General features: G+C 41.6%; 18 protein-coding genes and 1 pseudogene. 1 reads left to right on the top strand and 18 read right to left on the bottom strand.

Annotated features, from left to right (window positions below):
• Positions 1–62 precede the first annotated feature (62 nt).
• The 15 genes and pseudogenes from NSA01_RS02215 to NSA01_RS02145 all read right to left on the bottom strand — a co-directional run bounded on the left by NSA01_RS02215 (position 63) and on the right by NSA01_RS02145 (position 13,355).
• Positions 63–1,007: an amidoligase family protein gene (locus NSA01_RS02215; protein WP_257479889.1), complete on the bottom strand. Its 945-nt coding sequence runs from the start codon at positions 1,005–1,007 to the stop codon at positions 63–65.
• 132 nt (positions 1,008–1,139) lie between these two features.
• Positions 1,140–1,367, bottom strand: coding sequence for a DUF4314 domain-containing protein (locus NSA01_RS02210; RefSeq protein WP_257479888.1), 228 nt, complete (start codon positions 1,365–1,367; stop codon positions 1,140–1,142).
• Positions 1,367–1,981, bottom strand: coding sequence for a virulence protein (locus tag NSA01_RS02205; protein ID WP_373887169.1), 615 nt, complete (start codon positions 1,979–1,981; stop codon positions 1,367–1,369). Before NSA01_RS02205 ends, NSA01_RS02210 begins: the two co-directional genes overlap by 1 nt.
• 175 nt (positions 1,982–2,156) lie before the next feature.
• Positions 2,157–3,896, bottom strand: a complete 1,740-nt coding sequence (locus NSA01_RS02200; protein ID WP_257479886.1) for a DNA cytosine methyltransferase — start codon at positions 3,894–3,896, stop codon at positions 2,157–2,159.
• Positions 3,880–5,157 carry a site-specific DNA-methyltransferase gene (locus NSA01_RS02195; protein ID WP_257479885.1) on the bottom strand — a complete coding sequence of 426 codons (1,278 nt, stop codon included), beginning with the start codon at positions 5,155–5,157 and terminating at the stop codon, positions 3,880–3,882. Before NSA01_RS02195 ends, NSA01_RS02200 begins: the two co-directional genes overlap by 17 nt.
• A gap of 9 nt (positions 5,158–5,166) precedes the next feature.
• Positions 5,167–5,949, bottom strand: a complete 783-nt coding sequence (locus tag NSA01_RS02190) for an S-adenosylmethionine synthetase N-terminal domain-containing protein (protein WP_257479884.1) — start codon at positions 5,947–5,949, stop codon at positions 5,167–5,169.
• A 1-nt stretch (position 5,950) separates the two neighbouring features.
• Positions 5,951–6,502, bottom strand: a pseudogene (locus NSA01_RS02185) (terminase).
• Positions 6,503–6,612: 110 nt separating this feature from the next.
• On the bottom strand, positions 6,613–6,999 hold the full coding sequence (locus NSA01_RS02180; protein ID WP_165622597.1) for an HNH endonuclease: 387 nt from the start codon (positions 6,997–6,999) through the stop codon (positions 6,613–6,615).
• A gap of 127 nt (positions 7,000–7,126) precedes the next feature.
• Entirely contained in the window at positions 7,127–7,549 is a 423-nt protein-coding gene (locus NSA01_RS02175) for a hypothetical protein (RefSeq protein WP_257479883.1), read from the bottom strand.
• Positions 7,539–8,900, bottom strand: coding sequence for a DEAD/DEAH box helicase (locus tag NSA01_RS02170; protein WP_257479882.1), 1,362 nt, complete (start codon positions 8,898–8,900; stop codon positions 7,539–7,541). Before NSA01_RS02170 ends, NSA01_RS02175 begins: the two co-directional genes overlap by 11 nt.
• Positions 8,881–9,162 (bottom strand): VRR-NUC domain-containing protein, encoded by a 282-nt coding sequence (locus tag NSA01_RS02165; RefSeq protein WP_132226279.1) that lies wholly within the window; start codon positions 9,160–9,162, stop codon positions 8,881–8,883. The genes NSA01_RS02170 and NSA01_RS02165 overlap by 20 nt, the downstream gene beginning before the upstream one ends.
• 142 nt (positions 9,163–9,304) lie before the next feature.
• The gene (locus tag NSA01_RS02160; RefSeq protein WP_257479881.1) at positions 9,305–11,560 is read right to left on the bottom strand and encodes a phage/plasmid primase, P4 family; all 2,256 of its coding nucleotides are present in this window, start codon (positions 11,558–11,560) and stop codon (positions 9,305–9,307) included.
• Positions 11,553–11,993, bottom strand: coding sequence for a DUF7768 domain-containing protein (locus NSA01_RS02155; RefSeq protein ID WP_257479880.1), 441 nt, complete (start codon positions 11,991–11,993; stop codon positions 11,553–11,555). Before NSA01_RS02155 ends, NSA01_RS02160 begins: the two co-directional genes overlap by 8 nt.
• A gap of 5 nt (positions 11,994–11,998) precedes the next feature.
• Positions 11,999–12,766 carry a phage antirepressor gene (locus NSA01_RS02150; protein ID WP_257479879.1) on the bottom strand — a complete coding sequence of 256 codons (768 nt, stop codon included), beginning with the start codon at positions 12,764–12,766 and terminating at the stop codon, positions 11,999–12,001.
• Positions 12,747–13,355 carry a hypothetical protein gene (locus NSA01_RS02145; protein WP_257479878.1) on the bottom strand — a complete coding sequence of 203 codons (609 nt, stop codon included), beginning with the start codon at positions 13,353–13,355 and terminating at the stop codon, positions 12,747–12,749. Before NSA01_RS02145 ends, NSA01_RS02150 begins: the two co-directional genes overlap by 20 nt.
• Before the next feature lie 498 nt (positions 13,356–13,853).
• On the opposite strand from NSA01_RS02145, the gene NSA01_RS02140 reads away from it, so the two are divergent.
• Entirely contained in the window at positions 13,854–14,999 is a 1,146-nt protein-coding gene (locus NSA01_RS02140) for a CGNR zinc finger domain-containing protein (RefSeq protein WP_257479877.1), read from the top strand.
• Between the two features lie 65 nt (positions 15,000–15,064).
• Here NSA01_RS02140 and NSA01_RS02135 read toward each other — a convergent pair whose 3' ends face one another.
• Genes NSA01_RS02135 through NSA01_RS02125 form a run of 3 tightly spaced genes read right to left on the bottom strand, consistent with a single transcriptional unit; the run spans position 15,065 to position 19,806 of the window.
• On the bottom strand, positions 15,065–16,444 hold the full coding sequence (locus tag NSA01_RS02135; protein WP_257479876.1) for an LlaJI family restriction endonuclease: 1,380 nt from the start codon (positions 16,442–16,444) through the stop codon (positions 15,065–15,067).
• Positions 16,445–16,458: 14 nt separating this feature from the next.
• Positions 16,459–18,645 (bottom strand): McrB family protein, encoded by a 2,187-nt coding sequence (locus tag NSA01_RS02130; RefSeq protein ID WP_257479875.1) that lies wholly within the window; start codon positions 18,643–18,645, stop codon positions 16,459–16,461.
• Between the two features lie 15 nt (positions 18,646–18,660).
• A complete protein-coding gene (locus NSA01_RS02125) occupies positions 18,661–19,806 on the bottom strand; it encodes a DNA cytosine methyltransferase (protein WP_257479874.1) in 1,146 nt (381 codons plus the stop codon).
• Between the last annotated feature and the right edge of the window lie 3 nt (positions 19,807–19,809).

Raw genomic sequence — 19,809 nt, 5'->3', positions numbered from 1 at the left:
CGCCCTTCTACCACCTTAAGACCACCGAAGTGGTCGACTCTTTTTATTAAGGTGTTACAAGGCTATCTCCTTGCAGTTCTGAATGCTGTATCTCCTGCAAGTCTTCTTGTAAGAAGGTCTCTTGCTGTCTTGAATTCGTCTCCGATGAACCCAAGTCTTAAGAGCCATGTTCTCATTGCGTATTTTGGATTTTCGTTCTGCTGTGGCTTTGGACTTGCTGTTCTTACTTCCTTTGCCATCTGGCTGAGTGCCAGGCAAAGCTGAATGTAGCTTTTAAGCTGTCCGGCATGAAGTCCGTTCTGCTTTCCATCGTCAGGTGCATCAAACTGGAAAAGTCTGAACTCGATGGTTCCCTTTGTGAAGGTTGCGTGGTAGTTAAGCATATGGTATCGGCTATCGTTGTAATGCTGGCTTCTTCCGTAGTCGCAACCCTGTGTGCCGTACCAGATGTCTGCAAGCTTGCTCATGGTCTTTGGTTTCTTTTTGTTGAGCTGCTCTAAAAATCTTGGGTCAACCGTTCTGCAGTATCTGTTCATTCTGCCTCGATCAAGGTCAAGTGCCTCGGCTATCAGACTTTCGTGGCTTGCCATGATGTTTGCAAGGTTTCTCATGGTCTGTGGTGTGTGGCCGTTTGCTCCGATGTGGATGTGAACTCCGCATCCTCTTGTTGCATCACTCTTGGCTCCTGCCTTGCGAAGCTTTCTGATCAGTTCCTGCAAGGTTTCCATGTCCTCGTATTTAAGAATTGGGGTTACCATTTCGCATTTGTGTGCATCGTCTCCGGCAATGCTGACGTCTTTTTGAAATTTCCATTCTCTGCCTTGTCCATCCCATGCTGACCAGGTAAAGTAGCCGTTTCTTGATGCTGTATTTTCGTAGCGTCCTGTTCCGAAGTATTCGGCTGCAAGCTTTGCTGCTCGCTCTCTTGTGATGCTGTTCATCTCGACCTCAACTCCGATGGTTTGCTTCTTCATTTCTTCAATCTGATGTGTGATTTTTTCGTTCATTCTATGTACCTCCGTTTGGTGTGTTTTCCCTTTTGGTAGTACTATATATCACTCTAAAAGCACACTATATCAAGTTAATTAGCACCATATACTACACAATCTTTTGGCAGAAAAACTGTGTATTTCTGACCCTTATTCTTCAGTGATCTTACGGCATTTATCCTCACCGTAGACCACATTCAGACTGCTGCCGTTATCCCATGCAACCATAATACTTGCGGTGTCATCAACACCTCTGACCGTACCCTTTGTTCCAATCGGTGGTGCCTGGAAATCATCCATTCTTACAAGTTCAACTCTTGTGTCTGCCGGATATTCCTTTTTCACTCTCTCAACAATATCTCTGCTTGGAAAGAACATTATTTTTCGCCTCCCTTCACACCGTTCTTGAATGCTGCCGAGCCTTCAAGGTTCTTAAGCAAAATCTTTCTGTCTGCCTTGTATTCTGCTCCGATGAATCCGAGCCTTAAAAGGAAACATCTGAATGCATATTTCTCGTTGGTTACTTCCTTTTCTGTGGAGTTGATTCGTTTCTGCTCTTTGCTCATCTTGCAGAGTGCTGCAATAAAATTTTGATAAGCTGTGCAGGCGTCTGCATCCGGCAGTTCTGAAAACCAAGGGAAGGATACTTTCTCCTCATCTACTTCGATTCGAATATCATCCGCTCCCAAGGCTTTCTTAATCAACTCACCCTTTGTTTCCAGAAGGTTCGTAAGGTTTCCGACTTTTACTTTCTCAAGAGGAACGGTTATCGTAAGCCCCACGCTTTCGCTCTGTGGCATTTCTTTCGGCTCTTCGGATACTTCTTCGTCCTGTTCCAAATCCTTGCTGTTCTCAGCGGTAAAGCCTCTATCTGCGAGTTTCTGCAAAAGTGTTTCGATATCCTTTGGAAAAATGTTCTCTTCAAATTCCAAAGCTCCTGTCTTATCCACAATTAGTCCTCCAAAGTCATAAGCTGCGGTTGGCATCCCCATGTACTTTGCCTTCGTTCCAAGGATCTCGGAAATAGCTGTAACCAATGCTTTTCTTTCTGCTCCGATTCTGTTAAATTCTACTCTCATGCCGAGTACCTCCTTTATTTTTCGGTACTACATATATCACTCTAAAAGGCACATATATCAAGTTGTTTGTGTGTAGAATAAGCAGATATTATTTGGTTGGAAACTGTGAGTAGTACACAATACCCGAAAGCACGAAAACCACATTCGGAAGTGCCACACCATTGCCCCACATCTTATATTCCGCAGAGTCGGAATGTGGATTTTTAAGCCACTTCTTTATCTGACTGTCCGTCTTTGGTTTCATATTTTTACCGAGAGCCTCTGCATGAGTTTTAAACACATCTTTCCAATATGCGATTTCCTCATTAGTAGGTTCTTCCGTTCCAAGATCATCACACCACCAGTCCGGAAATCCTTGCAGTCTTGCACATTCGGTTGGAGTGAGTCTTCTGACGATATAGTCTTCTTCCATCTCATCATTCACAATAGGAGGGTCTTTATAATCTGTTGCCACAAGTGTGTTTGCAAGTTTCTCTTCGGCAGTAGTAAAGAACGATGCCTTTGAAGAACTAAACACAGGATGAGCCACACCACTTGCTCCTGCTGCAACAAGTGTAGGTTCAACTTCCTCTTCCACCTGGAAAGAGAACTGTGCGTTATACCCCTGGTTCATCGCAGGTCTTCCTATGCCATAGGCAACTCCGTGCTGTTCTGTCGCATTAAGTGTGTACATCACATCGGATTCCTTATAGCCATCACCCTTATGAGAAGGTCTTGTTCCGTTGCCTTCAATAACAGCCATTCCACCCTGATTGCATGATGGATTGCCACCATTCCCATCAAGGCACCTGCTGGTAGTTGCCTCATAGAATCCACTGTTAGGATTTGATGACTTCATTGCATTGCTGTCCTTGGCACAGATACCATAGACCTTTGGTACGAATAAAGTCTGATCATTGTTGCATCCAAGGGTCGCTGACTTGTCTTCCTGAATCAAGGCACCCTTGCCACCACCTTCACAGCCACTTCTGATTTTGAGTGTCTTTGGCGTCTGCACCACAAAAGGCTGATTATTACCACCCGTTCCAAATGTGGAAAGAACGGTCTGTGCCACTTCAAGAGGACCCGTATATCTTGAGTCCTGTCCGTGGTTTTCAAACATTAAGCTGTTGCTGCCTGTTTCTCCAATGCTCTCTGCAGAACCGTTGGCAGTTTCTTGCCACGAACGGAAGCCCTGCGGAGTATACCTAGACAAGCCTTCTGACTCAAATAGTATTTTTCCGGCACACCAGCCTGCAAAATCTGCGACAAGGTAGATACGTTTTCTTCTCTGGGGTACTCCCCAAAATTGAGCATCAAGCTGTCTCCATGCGACTGAGTAACCGTCTCCCAGGATTTTTCCTGCACTCTGCCATTTTGAAGGTTTAGGCACTGACACACATTCATCTTTGATTTTGCAGACCTCTTCGAGGACGGCTCTGAAGTCTTCTCCCTTGTTGCTTGAGAAGGCTCCTGGGACATTTTCCCAGACGATAAATCTTGGATATCTGCCATCTGTCTTACACCTCATTTCTTTTATGATTCTTACCGCCTCATAAAACAGACTGGAACGAGAGCCACCAAGTCCGTCCCTCTTTCCGGCAACGGACATATCCTGGCATGGACTTCCAAATGTAATGATGTCAACGGGAGGAATCTCGCCACCATTCATCTTGGAAATGTCACCGTAGTGTTTCATCTGCGGTAGTCTTTTCGTTGTTACACGAATAGGAAAAGGCTCGATTTCCGATGCCCACAAAGGGGTAACACCAGAAAGCAAGCCTCCTAAAGGAAACCCGGCAGAACCATCAAAAAGGCTGCCAAGGGTCAAATTATTCTGTTTCTCCATCCGTACCCTCCACTTCTTTTACCAGTGCAGAGTATGGGATCTTCTCACCATCTCTGATTACAAATACACCTTCTGCATCCCCGGTATCCTCAACATATCTGCGAAGGATGACGGATGCGTATTTCTCATCAAGTTCCATCGTATGACATACACGGTTCGTCTGCTCACAGGTCATGAGCGTTGAACCACTGCCACCAAAGGTATCAATGACAATTGCATTTTCCTGACTTGAATTTCCAATCGGATAAGCAAGCAGGTCAAGTGGCTTGGAAGTCGGATGGTTCTTATTCTTCTTCGGCTTATCGAAGTTCCAGATGGTAGTCTGACTTCTGCCTGCATTCTTGCTCCAGTAATGCTTTCCATTCTGTAAAAAGCCGTAAAGGACTGGTTCATGCTGCCACTGATAATCCGAACGGCCAAGAACAAGGGAGTTCTTTACCCAGATGCAACAGCCGGATAAGTGAAAACCTGCATCCATGAAAGCCTTTCTGAAATTAAGACCTTCTGTATCTGCATGAAATACATAAGCCGAGCCACCCTTTTCAAGATGCTCAGCCATGTTCTTAAATGCTGAAAGCAGGAATTCATAGAATTTATCATTTGCCATCTTATCATTTTTGATGGATAATCCATCGGAACTTTCAAATGCCACGTTGTATGGTGGATCAGTAATGATAAGGTTGGCTTTTTTACCATCCATAAGTGCAGCTACATCTTCTGAAGAAGTTGCATCACCACACATCAGTCTGTGTCTTCCGACTGCCCAGATATCACCACGCTTTACAAAGGCTGCTTTTTCAAGTGCAGCTGACAAATCGTAGTCATCATCCTTTACCCCGGAAGTATCATCCGAACCAAAGAGATCTGCAATCTCGCTTTCGTCAAATCCCGTAAGTCCGATATCGAAGTCCTCACCCTGGAGAGCCTCAATCTCAATACGAAGTAACTCTTCGTCCCATCCTGCATCCATTGCCATTCGGTTGTCTGCCAGGATATATGCTTTCTTCTGTGCCTCTGTAAGGTAGTCCACAAATACACAAGGCACTTCAAGTATTCCTTCTTCCTTTGCAGCAAGGATTCTTCCGTGACCTGCGATAACATTAAACTCTCGGTCAATGATAACAGGATTGATGAAACCGAACTCACGAAGGGAGGAACGAAGTTTCATAACCTGCTCGGCAGAATGGGTTCTTGCATTATTCACATAAGGAATAAGTTTTGATACAGCTACAAGCTGCATTTCTGTAGTTGTCTTTCCCATAATGCCTCCTTAATAAAGTCCCCACTCGGCAAACTTCTCAAAGCCACCGATGGAACGAATAAACTCTCTAGCTTCTTCCACGATTTCCTTATATGAAATATCATCAACGGCATCATCACCAATAGCGCATACAAGTTCTACTGGTTTTCCAGTTCTCTGTGCCTTAAGGAATGCGTGGATATTTACAGAAACATCTGCCTTGGATAAGTCCTTGCCATGAAGACCACCACCTGTTACGGAGTCTGCCATATCAGAACCAAGCTTACGATTGGTTGCCCCGGTATCTACATCCGTGCCACCAGTCCAGTCACCCAGGGGATTAATTTCTGCTATAGGATAGATTTCCTTTAAGTGTACTTTTTTCGCATTGCTCTGGCAGATGATGAGTCTTGCCTGATCAAGAATGTACTTTCCATCAAACGGATACACCTTATAGATATCTCTTGCTATCTGGGATAATGCCTTCTGCTCTTCAGTAAGAGGCATTCCCTTGAATATACCATTGTCACCACAATGGATGCTTTCTTCCTGGTTCTTTGCAAGATGTGTATCCTGGGGAACAATCACAATGTCTGCTCTGACATCTCCGGCAATTCTATGAATAGCTGCAGCGATGTCAAACTTATCAAGTTCAGCTGATGTTTCAATAATTACATGAGCCTGCCCATGACCGATAAGCACCTCAACGGCAACCTTCGGATTTTCTTCTTTTGCATAAGCCAAATCAACAATGGCACCTGCTATTCTGTCAGCCACCTTATCAGGGTGGAATGGATTTACTTTTTCAATCATATTATTTTCCTTCCCTTGCTCTTAGGAGTCTTTCCATCAAATCATTCTGTGGAGCAGCATCATCGTAATCTGTGCTGCAGTTCTCCTTCACAATCTGAAATATTTCGTTCCAGAGCCTTACTGCCTGGTTCATATAGTTGATGCCAATGTTAATGAACGGAGATGGGATTGGTTTCTGTGTTGTTGGGTGCTTTGAAAGAAATCCCAGCTTGTTGGTCATCTCTTCGCACTGAATCCATCTTGCAGAACACATCGCATATCTTTCCAACAGCTGTGGGGATACCTTCGATGAGCATCCGATCTTGTTTAGCCAGTTCCATGTTTCCGTATAGATTTCGTGAGCCTGCAGTTCACTTCCGTCTCTCTGTTCTGCAGACAGGAAGTCGTGTGGCTTTGGCATCTCCACACCTTCCACTTCAGGAATATCCAGGACTTCTAATTTTCTGCCACCCGGATTCCCGTTCTATGCTTTCTCGGATACAGCCGTTTTCTTGCGACCTGCACCAGGTCTTGCACCACCACGGCCACCGATGTTATTCGATTTTGTAGGCACGTCTGTACACCCTCCTTTAATTACCCTTTTGATTTCGCATTTTTCACACGCAAGACCCCACGCCGTTCCCCGGGACCTTGATGCGTTTGAGATTTGAACCGCCCCTGGGGTCACTTATCGTAGCTGTACACACGATGTTTTTTGCTTCCCTGATAGTCACCACGCTCTGCATGAATCTTTGCATGACATGACTTACATAAAGCAATGAGGTTAGACCTCTCATGTGTTCCACCTTCTGACAGTGGCAACTTGTGATGAACCTCATCAACAGGCACAAGGATTCCTTTCTCAAAACACAGTTCACAGAAAGGATGCTGTGATACATACTTGTCACGGATACGTTTCCATGCTCTTCCGTACCTACGGCGTACAGCTGGATCTCTGCCATACTTCTCGTAGGAACGAGCCACCTGTTTCTCGTGTTCCTTGCAGTACCTTCCATCAGTAAGGTTTGGACAGCCGGGGTAACCACACGGTTTCTTCGGTAGTCTCGGCAACTTCTCCACTTCCTTATGGGCATAAGAAAAGCCCTGCAGGTTTCCCAACAAGGCTGTAACTCATTCTATTTTGCTATTATAAGTATAGCACATCCCTTATGCGACTTATAGATGAACTCGGGGTGAACTAGGGTGAACTGGGGTGAACTCTTTCAAAGTTTTCTATTGCTCTGTTATGAATTCGCTGTATCCACCTCAATGTGTAATGCACCTTCGTTGCAATCTGGTTCATTGGCATAAACATCAAGTATCTGTAGCGAAGGATAAGCTGCTCATACGGGTCTTCCAGTTTGTCGATTTCCGCATCGATTTCCTTCTTCATATCTTCAAGCTTTTCATAGTCAGCTTTTATCTCTTCTTCCAGATCACTGATTTTGCCAAGATATCTTACAAAGGGAGGTTCAAGATTTCTCGTTCCCGAAAACTTCTCTTCAAAGCTTGGGGAAGAAACACTTGTTGATAATTCCTTATAGCATTCAAGCTTTATCAGCTTATCGTTAATCTTGTTATTTAGAATGAACGGTCTGTTCAGATAATCTTTAGCCGTCATAAGCACCACCTCCGATTCTCGCCTTAACCGCATCAATAAGTTCTGTCTGTGTTTTCTCTTTGAGCCTTAATGCCTTCATCACATCTTCATCAATTGTATCCTTTGAAATAATGTGGTGTATGACAACCGAGGATTTCTGCCCCTGTCTCCATAACCTTGCATTGGTCTGCTGATAGAGTTCCAATGACCAGGTAAGACCGAACCATATAAGGGTCGATCCACCACTTTGCAAATTCAAGCCATGTCCGGCACTCGCAGGATGTATAACAGCAATCGGTATCTCGCCATTATTCCAATACCTGATATCCTTTGAAGTCTTGATTTCACGAACCTTGAATCTTTCCCTGATTCGCTCCAGATCATGGTTATACCAATAAGCTACAAGTACAGGCTTGCCATTTGCACCTTCAATCAAGTCCTCAAGTGCATCAAGCTTACGGTCATGAATATGAAAGACCTCTTTTTCTTCGTTATAGATAGCACCATTGGCCATCTGCAGAAGTTTGCCTGAAAGAGCAGCTGCATTTGCAGCATCAATCTCTTCATCTTCCAAAGACACCACCATTTCCTGCCTTAATTCGTCATATACAGACCTTTCCTTTTCTGAAAGCTTTACTTCCACTTCGTTCATAATGCATTCAGGCATTTTAAGAAAATCTGCTGATTTCATAGAAATCGTAATATCCGATATCAGTCTGTAGATGGCATCTTCCGCACCTGGTCTTGGTTTGTAGGAAAATATCATCTGCTGATTTCGTTTATCCGGCACAAAGAAATTCATACGATAATGTGTGATATATCTTCCGAGCCTTTCTCCCATGTCAAGGATTCTGAACTCTGCCCATAAATCCATAAGTCCATTACTACTTGGAGTTCCTGTAAGACCCACGATTCTTTTTACCTTTGGTCTTACTTTAAGAAGGCTCTTGAATCGTTTAGCCGATGCAGACTTGAAAGACGATAATTCATCAATGACAATCATGTCAAAATCGAATGGAAAGCCACTCTTGTTGATAAGCCAGTCCACATTTTCTCTGTTGATCAGATAGATACCTGCACTTTTTCTTAGTGCCTCTTTTCGCTCCGACTCTGTACCTATGACCACCGAATAGGTCAGTCCCTTTAAGTGATCCCATTTTTCTATTTCAGCAGGCCATGTATCTCTTGCTACTCGAAGAGGTGCAATGACCAGAACCTTTCCAACTTCAAATCTGTTATAAAGAAGTTCAAATATAGCCGTTAAGGTAATCACACTCTTTCCGAGTCCCATTTCTAAAAGGACTGCTGCCACAGGATGTTCCAGTACAAAGTTCGTTGCATAAGTCTGATAATCATGAGGATTGTATTTCATCAATGACACCCCCAATCACATCAGTGTTATCAACCACATAGCAGGGAAACCCCAAAGCTGATAACTGTTTCATTCTTCTTTTCTGTAAGGCTCTTGGTTTCTTGCCAGGAGCCTTGAGTTCTATAAAAGCCATTCTCCCTTTTGGAAGAAGAACCAGTCTGTCCGGCACTCCGTCAAATCCGGGAGATGTAAATTTGATGCAGAAACCACCTGCAAGCTTTACAGCCTTTACAAGTTTCTGCTCTACTTCTTTTTCACGCATTCGTGCCACCTCCATCAATGCTGAATTTGATGGTGTGACAGGGTAAGACTGTCATTTCCTATACTTTATATATAGACTTAATTTTTTTACTCTATAGAAAAGGATAGTAAATAGCCGTCATTAACTGTCACACCTACTGTCATTACTCTTCTTCCATAAAGTCCGTCTTGAGTCTTAAGCCTTTAATGTATCTGCCTTTACGGTCACGGTATCTTTCAAATCCGACTGTTTCCAAAGCTGTGTAGAAATCTGTTGTACTTCTTGTAAACTCACCCACCTGGGTACAGAAGATTCGATACTCGTTATATACCTCGCTCGACTTTGCCACATAGGCAGGATCAAGTTCGCAGCGTTCACTTAAGAAGTAGGAAAGCCAGTCATTACTCTCCTTATAATGCTCAATCGCATCACGCACCTTCTGTGGAGGGTCGATCTTGTAATTGTCTGCGATTACTTTTCTTGCACCCTCGATAACCCATGTAAGGATTGCACCACCTGCCTTTTCAAACAGATAGTCTGCATAGTTCTTGATATCAGCACTTCCTTCAATCTTGGCATCAAACGGAATAACGATAAGTCTTCTCCAGGTACCCTTATCAATCGCACCGACCTTTGGCAGATGGTTGGTATAAAGCACAAGTGTATGTGTCGGAGTATATGAGAACGGATCTTTATACTTCTTCTCAGCATAGATCTCATCGGTAGAACAAAGCTGTTTAACATTTGCAGTATTCAATCTCATGCCTTCTTCCAGCTCTGCTGCAATAAGCATTCTCTTACCCTTTGCCTCGGCAAGTTCCGGCTTGACATTTCTTCTGCATCCAACGGTCAGCATATCCGCAGAAATGTTTCCTGAATATGTACCAAGGACTCTTGCGATAACATTCCAGAAGGTAGACTTACCATTGCGACCTTCTCCATATGCAATAATGAGTGCCTCCACATACACCTTGCCGATTGCTGACAAGCCAACCATTCTCTGAACATAATCGATAAGGTCGGTATCCTTTAAAAAGAAGGTATCAAGTGCAGCTGCCCAGATATCTGCACCATCACTTGATGGGTCAACGGTTGTCTGCTTTGTGATGAAATGCTCTGGTCTGTGTTCCATCGGAAACTTGGTGCCCTGTCTTAGATCATAGGTAAGAGTCGGTGTGTTCAGCATGAACTCATCAGCATCAAGGTTTCTCTGTTCCACTTCAAGCATCGGACGAGCCTCTTTTAATGTGGCTGCTATGTTCTTTGTATCTCTTCGCTTAATGGCATATTTCTTATAAGCCACAGCATCTTCATACATCTCGTAGGCATGAACCTGCTGCTTGTTAAACATCTGAACAGCTTTCTTCGGACCCACGGATACAAGAATCTCCATGCCACCATTCTTTACAAGTTCATCCATAGCCTTCTTCATTTCAGTTTCAGCCTCTGCAAGCTGTCTTTCTGTCAAGTCCTGGGAAACACCCTGGGACTTTGGTTTTGACTCTTCCCAGAAACTGCCGTTGTAGACCATGTAATCAGTCGATGGAGAATAGCGAAGAATGTCCTTATACTCGGTTGCAAGAACCGTAGCCTGTCCCACATCGGAGAAGTCTTCCGGCTTTAATCTGCAGTCGGAGTTGTACTGTTCAGGTGGAATGTATCCTTCCTGGTTCGATACCTTGTTACCGAACTTTGATGTACTTCTCCATATCACCTTGAGTTCGCTTTCAGGAAGTGGTGGATTACAGAGTTCTGCCTTCTTAAGGAATATCTGATAAGCCTCTTCTGTATTTCCGTATCTCTTGATAATCTTTCCTGAAATATGACTCATGGTGCTGTTACGCTGACCCTCCGGCACCTGCTCAAGACTTGCATCGAAATCTGCAAAATCATCCTCTTCCAGATAATCAAGAATGGTTTTATCACCTTCATAGAACTCCACTTCATCAGAGTCATTACCATAAAGGAATCTTGCAGAGTCTAATGCGTTGGTATCGTAATAAGGGAAAGCATCAGCTATCTTTCGTTTCATGGCTGCATACTTTTCTCCGTCCGTTACCTTTGGTATAGGGAAGAACACATGAAATCTTGGTCTTGCCGATTTGTCACCCTTTGGAAGGTTGTGGTGTCTGCTGTAAGATGCAGCGAAAACAACTCCCGGAATTGAAAGTGCAATATCAAAAGGAGTAAGCCAGTCTTCCGGGTTCTCTGAATGGTCATTGTCACAGTCAAGAGGAATACAGTCGGAGGATTCAAAGTTATCCTTACTGCGATAGTTTCCTTTATACTTTGCAGTGACATGATCCATCTTGGTTGCTGCAATAAAGGACTCTTTATCCGTTACAATATTCTTATTGGGATACAGACAGTTACCGCTGTTGCCGACACAGTCTGCTGAATAAACAGTAAAATTAATCATATTCTCCGACCTCCTTCAAATCCTGGGTAAACCATCTGATCTTCATTCTTCTTTTCTTGGCAACACCAATCTCACGAGCCATACCTCGGCTAATCACACCACCGAAAACCCAGACCTCTGTGCATTTGCCAAGAAGTACATAATTGAAATGCATAGCTATCTCTCTTTCAGCCTCATTACAATCATTCATGAACTGGGGATATAAAAGATGAGGTGTTACCGGGATAGCATTTTCATCAACAGCGAATCTGCTGTATCGTTTTGCGTTCATAACATTGGTTTCAACATCACCTGCATATGGACTGCATACATACACCAAAGGAAGATAGGCAGCCTTTTTATCAGCTGCCACTTCCTCACGGTGGATGTTGGTAAGAGCCTCATATGTAGTCGGGTCGGAATAACCCTCATGATTAAACTTATCAATGCCCATATCTTTTAATCCTCCTGTTCAATGACTGGTAAGATGCCCTCGCTCTTCAGAAGGTCATAAAGGAAAAGTCTACCCTTCTGTGTCCAATAGGTATGCATCACACTTCTGCTCTCATCAATTGCATAGGTACGTGATTGTGTGTATCCGCATTCTGCATACTGCTGATATAAAAGCCATGTCTTTCTGAACTTGTACTGAACCCCAAGTTCATGAAGAAGTTCATTGAACTTGCGACCGCTCATACCGTAGTCCTTTGCAATCTGTGTAATAGGAACTGTGTTCTTGTTCTGTAAAATAAGGTCATAGTAGCTTGCCTTTGGCTGCATCTCTGCAATCTGCTGACGCTGAATAAGCGTCTGACATTCAAGCTGTTTTCTTCTCTCACGCTCTTCTTTAAGCTGTGTAAGTGCTGCAATCGCAAGATCAGGATTTTCCAAAATCTCATCGATAGCATACATTCCATGCTTACGGATAGCCGGAAGAACCTCTGCCGTTACCCAATGTTTGAACTTCTTCGCATTAGGCATCTTGCTTGAAAGGATAAGACTGTAAAGACCTGACTCATTGATAATGATGGTTTCCTTATCCTGGTTACCATCAAAAAGCATGACCTTATGTCTGTCCTCTTCATCTACATGGCGGTTGATATCTCGACTACCGTTCTGGTACCCGAGAATGTCTGCTACATCCTTGCCGACAAACATAATCTCACCGTTTACAGTTGCTGTTCTTACAGAGCCAAACTCTGTGCTGTTAAATACTTGTAATTCCATACGAATTACCTCCTTCAAAATAGAATTTCCTTGGAGGTGTCACCCTCCTACCTGGTAGCCTTGGGAGAAGGGTTAAAAGGACGTTTTTGAAAAAACTTTTTTTTAATTTGTTGATTGCACGTCTATAACGATGACTGACATTGTTGGCATCCTCATCGATTGAGGCTGCATACTCGCCAACGGTGTATCCGTCTAGTGCAATGGCAATAACCATATCTGCCACTGCAGGTTTAAGAAGACTTCTCAAAGTTTCACAGCATTCTTCGTATTCAAGCTGGTTATGTACTCCGTCAATAGAACTGTTAAAGGCTGACTTATCAGCTGCTCTGTACATAATTGCTTCTTCTGTATTGACCTCAACTGTTCCGTCCTTGCTTTTCATATAAGCGTTGCCAGTATGACGGTCATGCTTGTGCCAGCTGTTGTAATCGGGTCTGTTGAACCTTTCCTCGATTACATCCTGGATTCTCTGTTCGTAATCTTCCTGACTCTCTTCTTCTGTGATGGAGATGTTTAACCACTTTTCAATCTCCTTTGTTTCAACCTCCAAGGTTTGGTATGCATCCTCATAACGCATCTTGATTTTCATAAAGTTCCTGCCTTTCTGCCTGATTCTCAGCAGTTAGGCAATGGGAACAAATAAAGGCCGGTGCTTGTAGAAGTACCGACCCGAAAAAAGCCTGAAAAGGGCATAAGGAAATAAGGGTACTTCTATCGCACCTTTCACAGGTTGTCCTGTAGATGGTGCCGATATCTGTATCCCAATGCCCTTATAGCTAATCAGGCCTTGTGATATTAATTACTGAGTGATGTTCTCACCTTATATAACGATTCTTGATTTCGTTAACTGGGGTCACATCGGAGTTATTGCTTAACTCTGTAATAAGTATAATTAACTGCAAAAAGTAATTGAAGATAGCAAGTTTTCACATAACTTTTACAGATTAGTAATGTTAGAAGTGTTGTATTTTAGGTAGCAAACGAGTATAATTAGTACAATAGATATAATTTGCCATTACTATTTTTAGGCAAAAAAATAAAACCATGACATATGCCATGACTTTTCAACCATAGAAAGGAGCCAAAAATGCCCCAGATTAAAGAAAATTTTTTTGAAAATATTTTATTTAAGTTCGAAAGTTGCAGCTGTGATTGCGTTGAAGATATAGAACACGTTGCTCCCGGAGAAGAACCTATCAGCAAATTCAAATTGCAGGCTATGCCGGAACACCCTATTCTTTTTGGCTACGCAGCTAAAGATGGCTTGGTTCGTATTGCACCCAATGGAACAATCGAAGAAAGAAACATTCTCGGTACTCTGATGTCTCTTGCAAATAAACCCACCAAGGAACTCGTATCATTTTTGAAAGACAATGGTTTTCTATTTCCGGTTTGCGCAGACACCTATGAAGTATTTGATGAGATATCTTTATACGGAATAATCAACAGACTGAAAATGACAGTTGAGTTAATGACTGCTGCCAATGAAATAAGAAAGAATTATAAGAAGATTTGCGACTTGACGATTTCTTTACTGTTCTCTGAGGATCTTGCTATAAAAACCGACTCAATGAAAAACAGCTACTCCAGCTGTCATCATAAATATGTAGATACACTTATGAGTCCACCTGTTCAGTTGTCTTACAGCAGACAGCAACAAGCATTCGATGGAGACACTTATAACATAATTGATTGTGTATACGGTTCTTATGCTCTGAACATCCAGGATTACAATAATATTATTGGTGGCTACTCTTCTGTTCCGGGATATCAGAACGGATTCTATCAAAATATTACTTCGATGTTTGTTAATTATGAAAAGCAGGATATGACCAAGAAAATCTCTGACTTCCTGTTCCATTTCCTTTATGAAATGCACGGAGACAGTTCCCAGGAATTCTCTGATGAAATGAAGTCGGTACTGATTGAAATTGCAAAGTACATAATTGGAGAAGAAATCAACGCTAATCTTGATGGCATCCATCCTGTTTATAATTCAGAAACAATGACACCATCATGGAAAGTAGATTCACTTCTTTGTGCAGCTTACTTCTCCATCTTCTATTTGAAACCAGACCTTGAATTATATCGTCCTTGCGATAATCCTAGATGTGGCCGTTACTTCCTTGTAAAGACTACTTCAACAAGAAATCGTTTCTGCAGCCAGGAATGCTGCAACAGAGTCACACAAGACCGTTACCGAAAAAGGAAAAGAGAAAAAGAAGGCTTATAAGAAAAGAACCTCTGTCTGCAATCATCTGCAAACAGAGGTTTTATAATATTGTGCTATTTTTATATTTATTCTACACCATATGAGTCACTGTCTTCTGCAACCATTGAATTAACAGGCTTTATGCCCACATAAGATACTGGTTTCGGAACAGGTGCCTGTCCTGTAGATTTAATTTCATCTCTTCCAAGAACTGCTTCGATACATTCGGCCAGGGCTACTTTTTCCTTTGTCGGTTTACCGGAATAATGATACATAAGATATCTCGTATCCATAACGATTCCCTGGATTCGTTCATAGTACTTCTTATTGTATCTCCAGTCACCAACTGCCTCACCAATGTTGCCGACAACAGATGTCAGTTTGAAATGGTTCTTTGCCATATTGTATGGCATAATGAAAGCATTGAATAATGAGTTCGTATCTACACCTTTATATTTTTCCAGGTACTCACCATATGTAATCTGCTTATTGATTGATGAACCATTAGGCAGATGATCTGGAATGCCTGTCCAACCATACTTATAACACTTGGCATCAAGAATGTAATACTTGCCATTGTAAATCATAATGGTATCCGGCATCAAAGGTCTCTTTTCCTTGTACTTGCCGTAATCAAGTAGCCATCTTGAACGAGGGAAATATTTGTCCTTATCCTTTTCTCCGAATGCTCTATCAACAAGTTTCTCCCACACATGGTCGAAATCATCAGTGCCAAAGTAGAACTGCTTATCAGATGTCTGCTCATCTATGTACTCAAGCATATCTTTCATACCACGAAATAGTGACTTCTTCTTATCATCGTTTGTGTTAGCAAGCTTACTCTGAACAATTCTGATTGAAGTTTTCACATCTGGGTGTGGTCCCGGTTCTTCCGGCATATATGGAACATATAGCCATCCCAGTCTTTTGAAAGCCTCATACACACAAAATCTGTTAATCTGAGTTATTTCCTTTGTATCATTAGGTGTTGAAGAACGAATCTCAAACTGTGTAAACACAAAAGAACTTACACCATTTCTGCTTTGAACTAGAGGCATCTGTTTTCTTGCGGTTCTCGCCCAGTCCTGTTTTCCAGTGGGTGCTGTGATATACACTTGCTCCTTCTCAACATAATATGTGCCACCAATCGAAAAATAGTATTCAATGACACTCTTATACGCATTGATAGGAAAATCAACTGTCTGTGGTGCTGCAAACTTATTGATAGCAAGCAATCGGTCATCCTTTGTTGTAAATTCAGACAGCACTTGTATCAAATGCTTAATGTCTGTTCTGATTTCAGCATCGGTTTCCGGCAGTTCATATCCGATAGGGAAATAGACCATAGCATTATCGGAATCAGCCTTGATACCAACAAAACGGTCACCATCTTCATTTGTATTAACATGGCAGTGCTTTTTGATATCAAATTCCATTATTGAATTTAAAGCTGAGCCTAAATCCATCTATCCTCACCACCTTACTCTTCTTCTGCTCCAGTAAACGCACTCTGCACATTATCCTTGAAAACCTTAAATCGATCTAATCCCTTGGCATACATAAATGCACGGATTACCTGCTCAAGGCTCTGATATTCGGTAACCTCAAAGATTACTTCACGGTTAAACTTGAATGCGTCATCCCAGAGATACTTGATTACCTTTTCAGGGAACTTTCTGTTCTGTCTCATAGCATCACGGATAACGGCAATCTGTGTCTTTTCTTCTGGTGTAAGAGTACCTTTGCTTTCCTTTTTACGAAGTGCATCGTATTCTTTTAAATCACCCATCGCATCATTAAACTTAAGGTCACGAAGATGAACGAAGTATGCACCAAGTCTCTTATCTTCTGCAGAAGTCATTCTTGCACTGTTTCCAACAACAATTCTATTAATCTCAACGCAGAAATTTCTCCATGTTACTGTAGTATCAAGAATTTCTGCATTTGCAAGTGTCGGGTCAACATTTTCAAAATCATTTTCGATAAGACGCATATCCCATCTCCGCTGGAATGCTGTATCTAATGTGAAAACATTCTGATCTGATGTATTCATTGTTCCAATGATAGAAAGATTTGAAGGAATACGAACCTTATCTGTCTTTCTTTCCTTACCATACATTTCTTCAGCAATATTCATATTTGTGATGCCGTACTCACTTGTTCCAACAGGGAAACCATCATCATCTATATCACGGATCTCAACCTTACGGTCAAGCAGCTGGAATACCTCACCGAAAATAGCCGGAGCATTACCACGGTTGATTTCCTCGATAATAAGGATATATTCAGTACCTGGATTATTATATGACTCACGAAGAATGTTTGTAAAAGGACCAGGTGTAAACTTATAGCTTACCTGTCCGTCTTCCGCTACTGCAGGGAGAATCTGACCAATAAAGTCTGAATACGTGTAGTCAGGATGAAATACAAGTCTTTCTACAACACTTCCTGGCTTGCAATACTCATGCTCAATAGTCCAGCTCTTACCAGAACCCGGAACACCGTAAAGAAGAACATTTTCTCCAGAAGACAATCTTATTGCTTCTAAATCAATTTCTTCCTTTTCATTCTGCTCCCCGGATTCTACACTAGAAATATCCTGCAGCATTTCGTTAAGGAATTTCTCGTACCACTTTAAGCCAGTGCTTAAAAATCTGTTGTTACAAGCTTTATTCACTTCTTCGTAATCAGGATGGCTTTGAATGATATTCTTTACTTCAACAAAAACATCCATGTCCACGATTTCAAAAATACTTTCTAAATCTGGATACTCAGCAATTTCCATCAAAGAGCAAACTTTCTTCAATGCACTACAGTTATTGCTTATCATACTGGCAGTACAAGGAGTTCCGTTTACGGTTACCTGCTTAGCCATCCATGCACGAAATTTCTTTTCATTGTCATCTTCATTATTATCATTTTCAAAATCAAACGATGAAGCATCGATAATATCTTTATCAATATTATAAATCTTTAGATTTCTGAGTCTTGACTGATACTTCTTTAGCACCTCATCTGCAATTACAATATGTTTACCATTACTTGCATTTGCAGACTCGTCTTCAGCTAAAAAGCCCCATCTAACAAGTATCATAATTGGTTTACAATCTGCATATTTATTCGCTTCATCACCTAGCTGAATTGGGCCCTGGCTACGCAATTTGCGAAGTTCCTGAAGAGAATCTGTATAATTTGCTCCAAGGTCTTCCAGTTTCCATAACAGCCAAGCAAATTCTCTATAGGTCAAATACCCTAAATCAAGAATTGCTCTTATGAATAAAGTAGGCGGTTCGATATCTGTATTGCTATCTGGACATCCATAATTATCTCTACCAAACTTCACCTGTTCCAAAGCTTCCAACAGTACTTCTTGCACCTTTTCTGTATCGTTTTTTTGCAAAGCTTCATACATTTGCTTTCCCGAAGGTGTAATTCTTCTAAATGACTGAGGATTACGAATATCCTGCCATACAGTAAATCCAAAATATGATGTGATTTGTGCTTTTTTTGTATATGACGAAGAGTACTGATCATCTCCTATCAAAGCTTTCAATCTTGTTTTATATGAATCATTTGGAATCCAATCATTTGCTTCGTAATATATCTTTAGAACAGATTCTATCTCATTTAATAGCGCACTGTTCTTTGGCATAACTATTTTTCCCATAGTAACTCTACTCCTTTACTTTAGCTGCGCTAATAAAGCCAGCATTATTTCTCTTACTAATTTCGAAGGAATACCTTCTCCAAATACTTTCCTAATAAGCGTATCACTTGCCCATTCAGGAATAGGCCAATCGAGGGGCAAGGACATCACTATCAATAATTCATAAATGGACAGCACTCTCGGATCTGAATATAAAGTCTCTCCTGTATCAGATTGATAAGCATTTCCTGGATGAACGCAGGCTAATGACGAAATCACTCCATTATTTTGTGTAATTGTTCTGCACGGCATATCCCACTTCAATCGTCTGTAATGATTATGATGTGCCTTAACGGGTGTTCCATCAGCTTTTTGTGGATAATAAACTTCGTTATATATTGCTGATTTACCACTTGGAGTATGCATCATCCATTCAACCTGTTTCCATGAATGGGTAGGAGGATAATGCCATTTTGAAACTGCTAGCCCTGCCGCCTTTTTCTTTTCAAAATCAGGGAATTTCTCCAAAGTTTTCTTAATTCCATCTCTCAGATACGGATCTAAGGATGGCAAACCTCCTATAGCTTCTCTAAGTGTTATTTCCCTTTGCTTTTCAGGAAATTCCCAAGTTACTCCCTGAATATCTTTTCTAACCAATAGAAATATATTACGTTCTCTTAGTTGTGGCACACCATAATCCTTTGCCATTACCAAAGTTTCTTTATTAAATTTATAGTTTTCTCCAAGTTCTCTTTTTATGTACTCTGGAATTAAAACAATTTCATTTTCACATTTTATCTTTGTGGTTAATTGTTTTGGTACATTTTCCATAAACACAAATTTAGGTTTAATTCTTTTAATCACATCAATAGCGTAAGATATCAATTGATTTCTCGGATCCAATTCCAAACGAAGACCTGCCTCACTCATACCTTGACACGGTGGTGTCGCTATTACAAAATCAACATTTTTTTGTATCGCTTCATTCACAATACCTTCTCTGACCTCATCATCTGTTATGTCTCCACAAACCATATGTGTACCTTTGTAAACATCTTGATAAAAATGCGCTCTATCTTTATCGATTTCATTAGCGAGTATGATGTCTACACCAATATCTTTCATATATGCCTCTGCTATTCCTACATTTGCAAACAAAGACAAGCCTCTCAAATTCGACATTTT

Source organism: Anaerofustis stercorihominis, assembly GCF_024623185.1.
GTDB lineage: Bacteria > Bacillota > Clostridia > Eubacteriales > Anaerofustaceae > Anaerofustis.
This window is presented reverse-complemented; position numbering and strand designations above follow the sequence as displayed.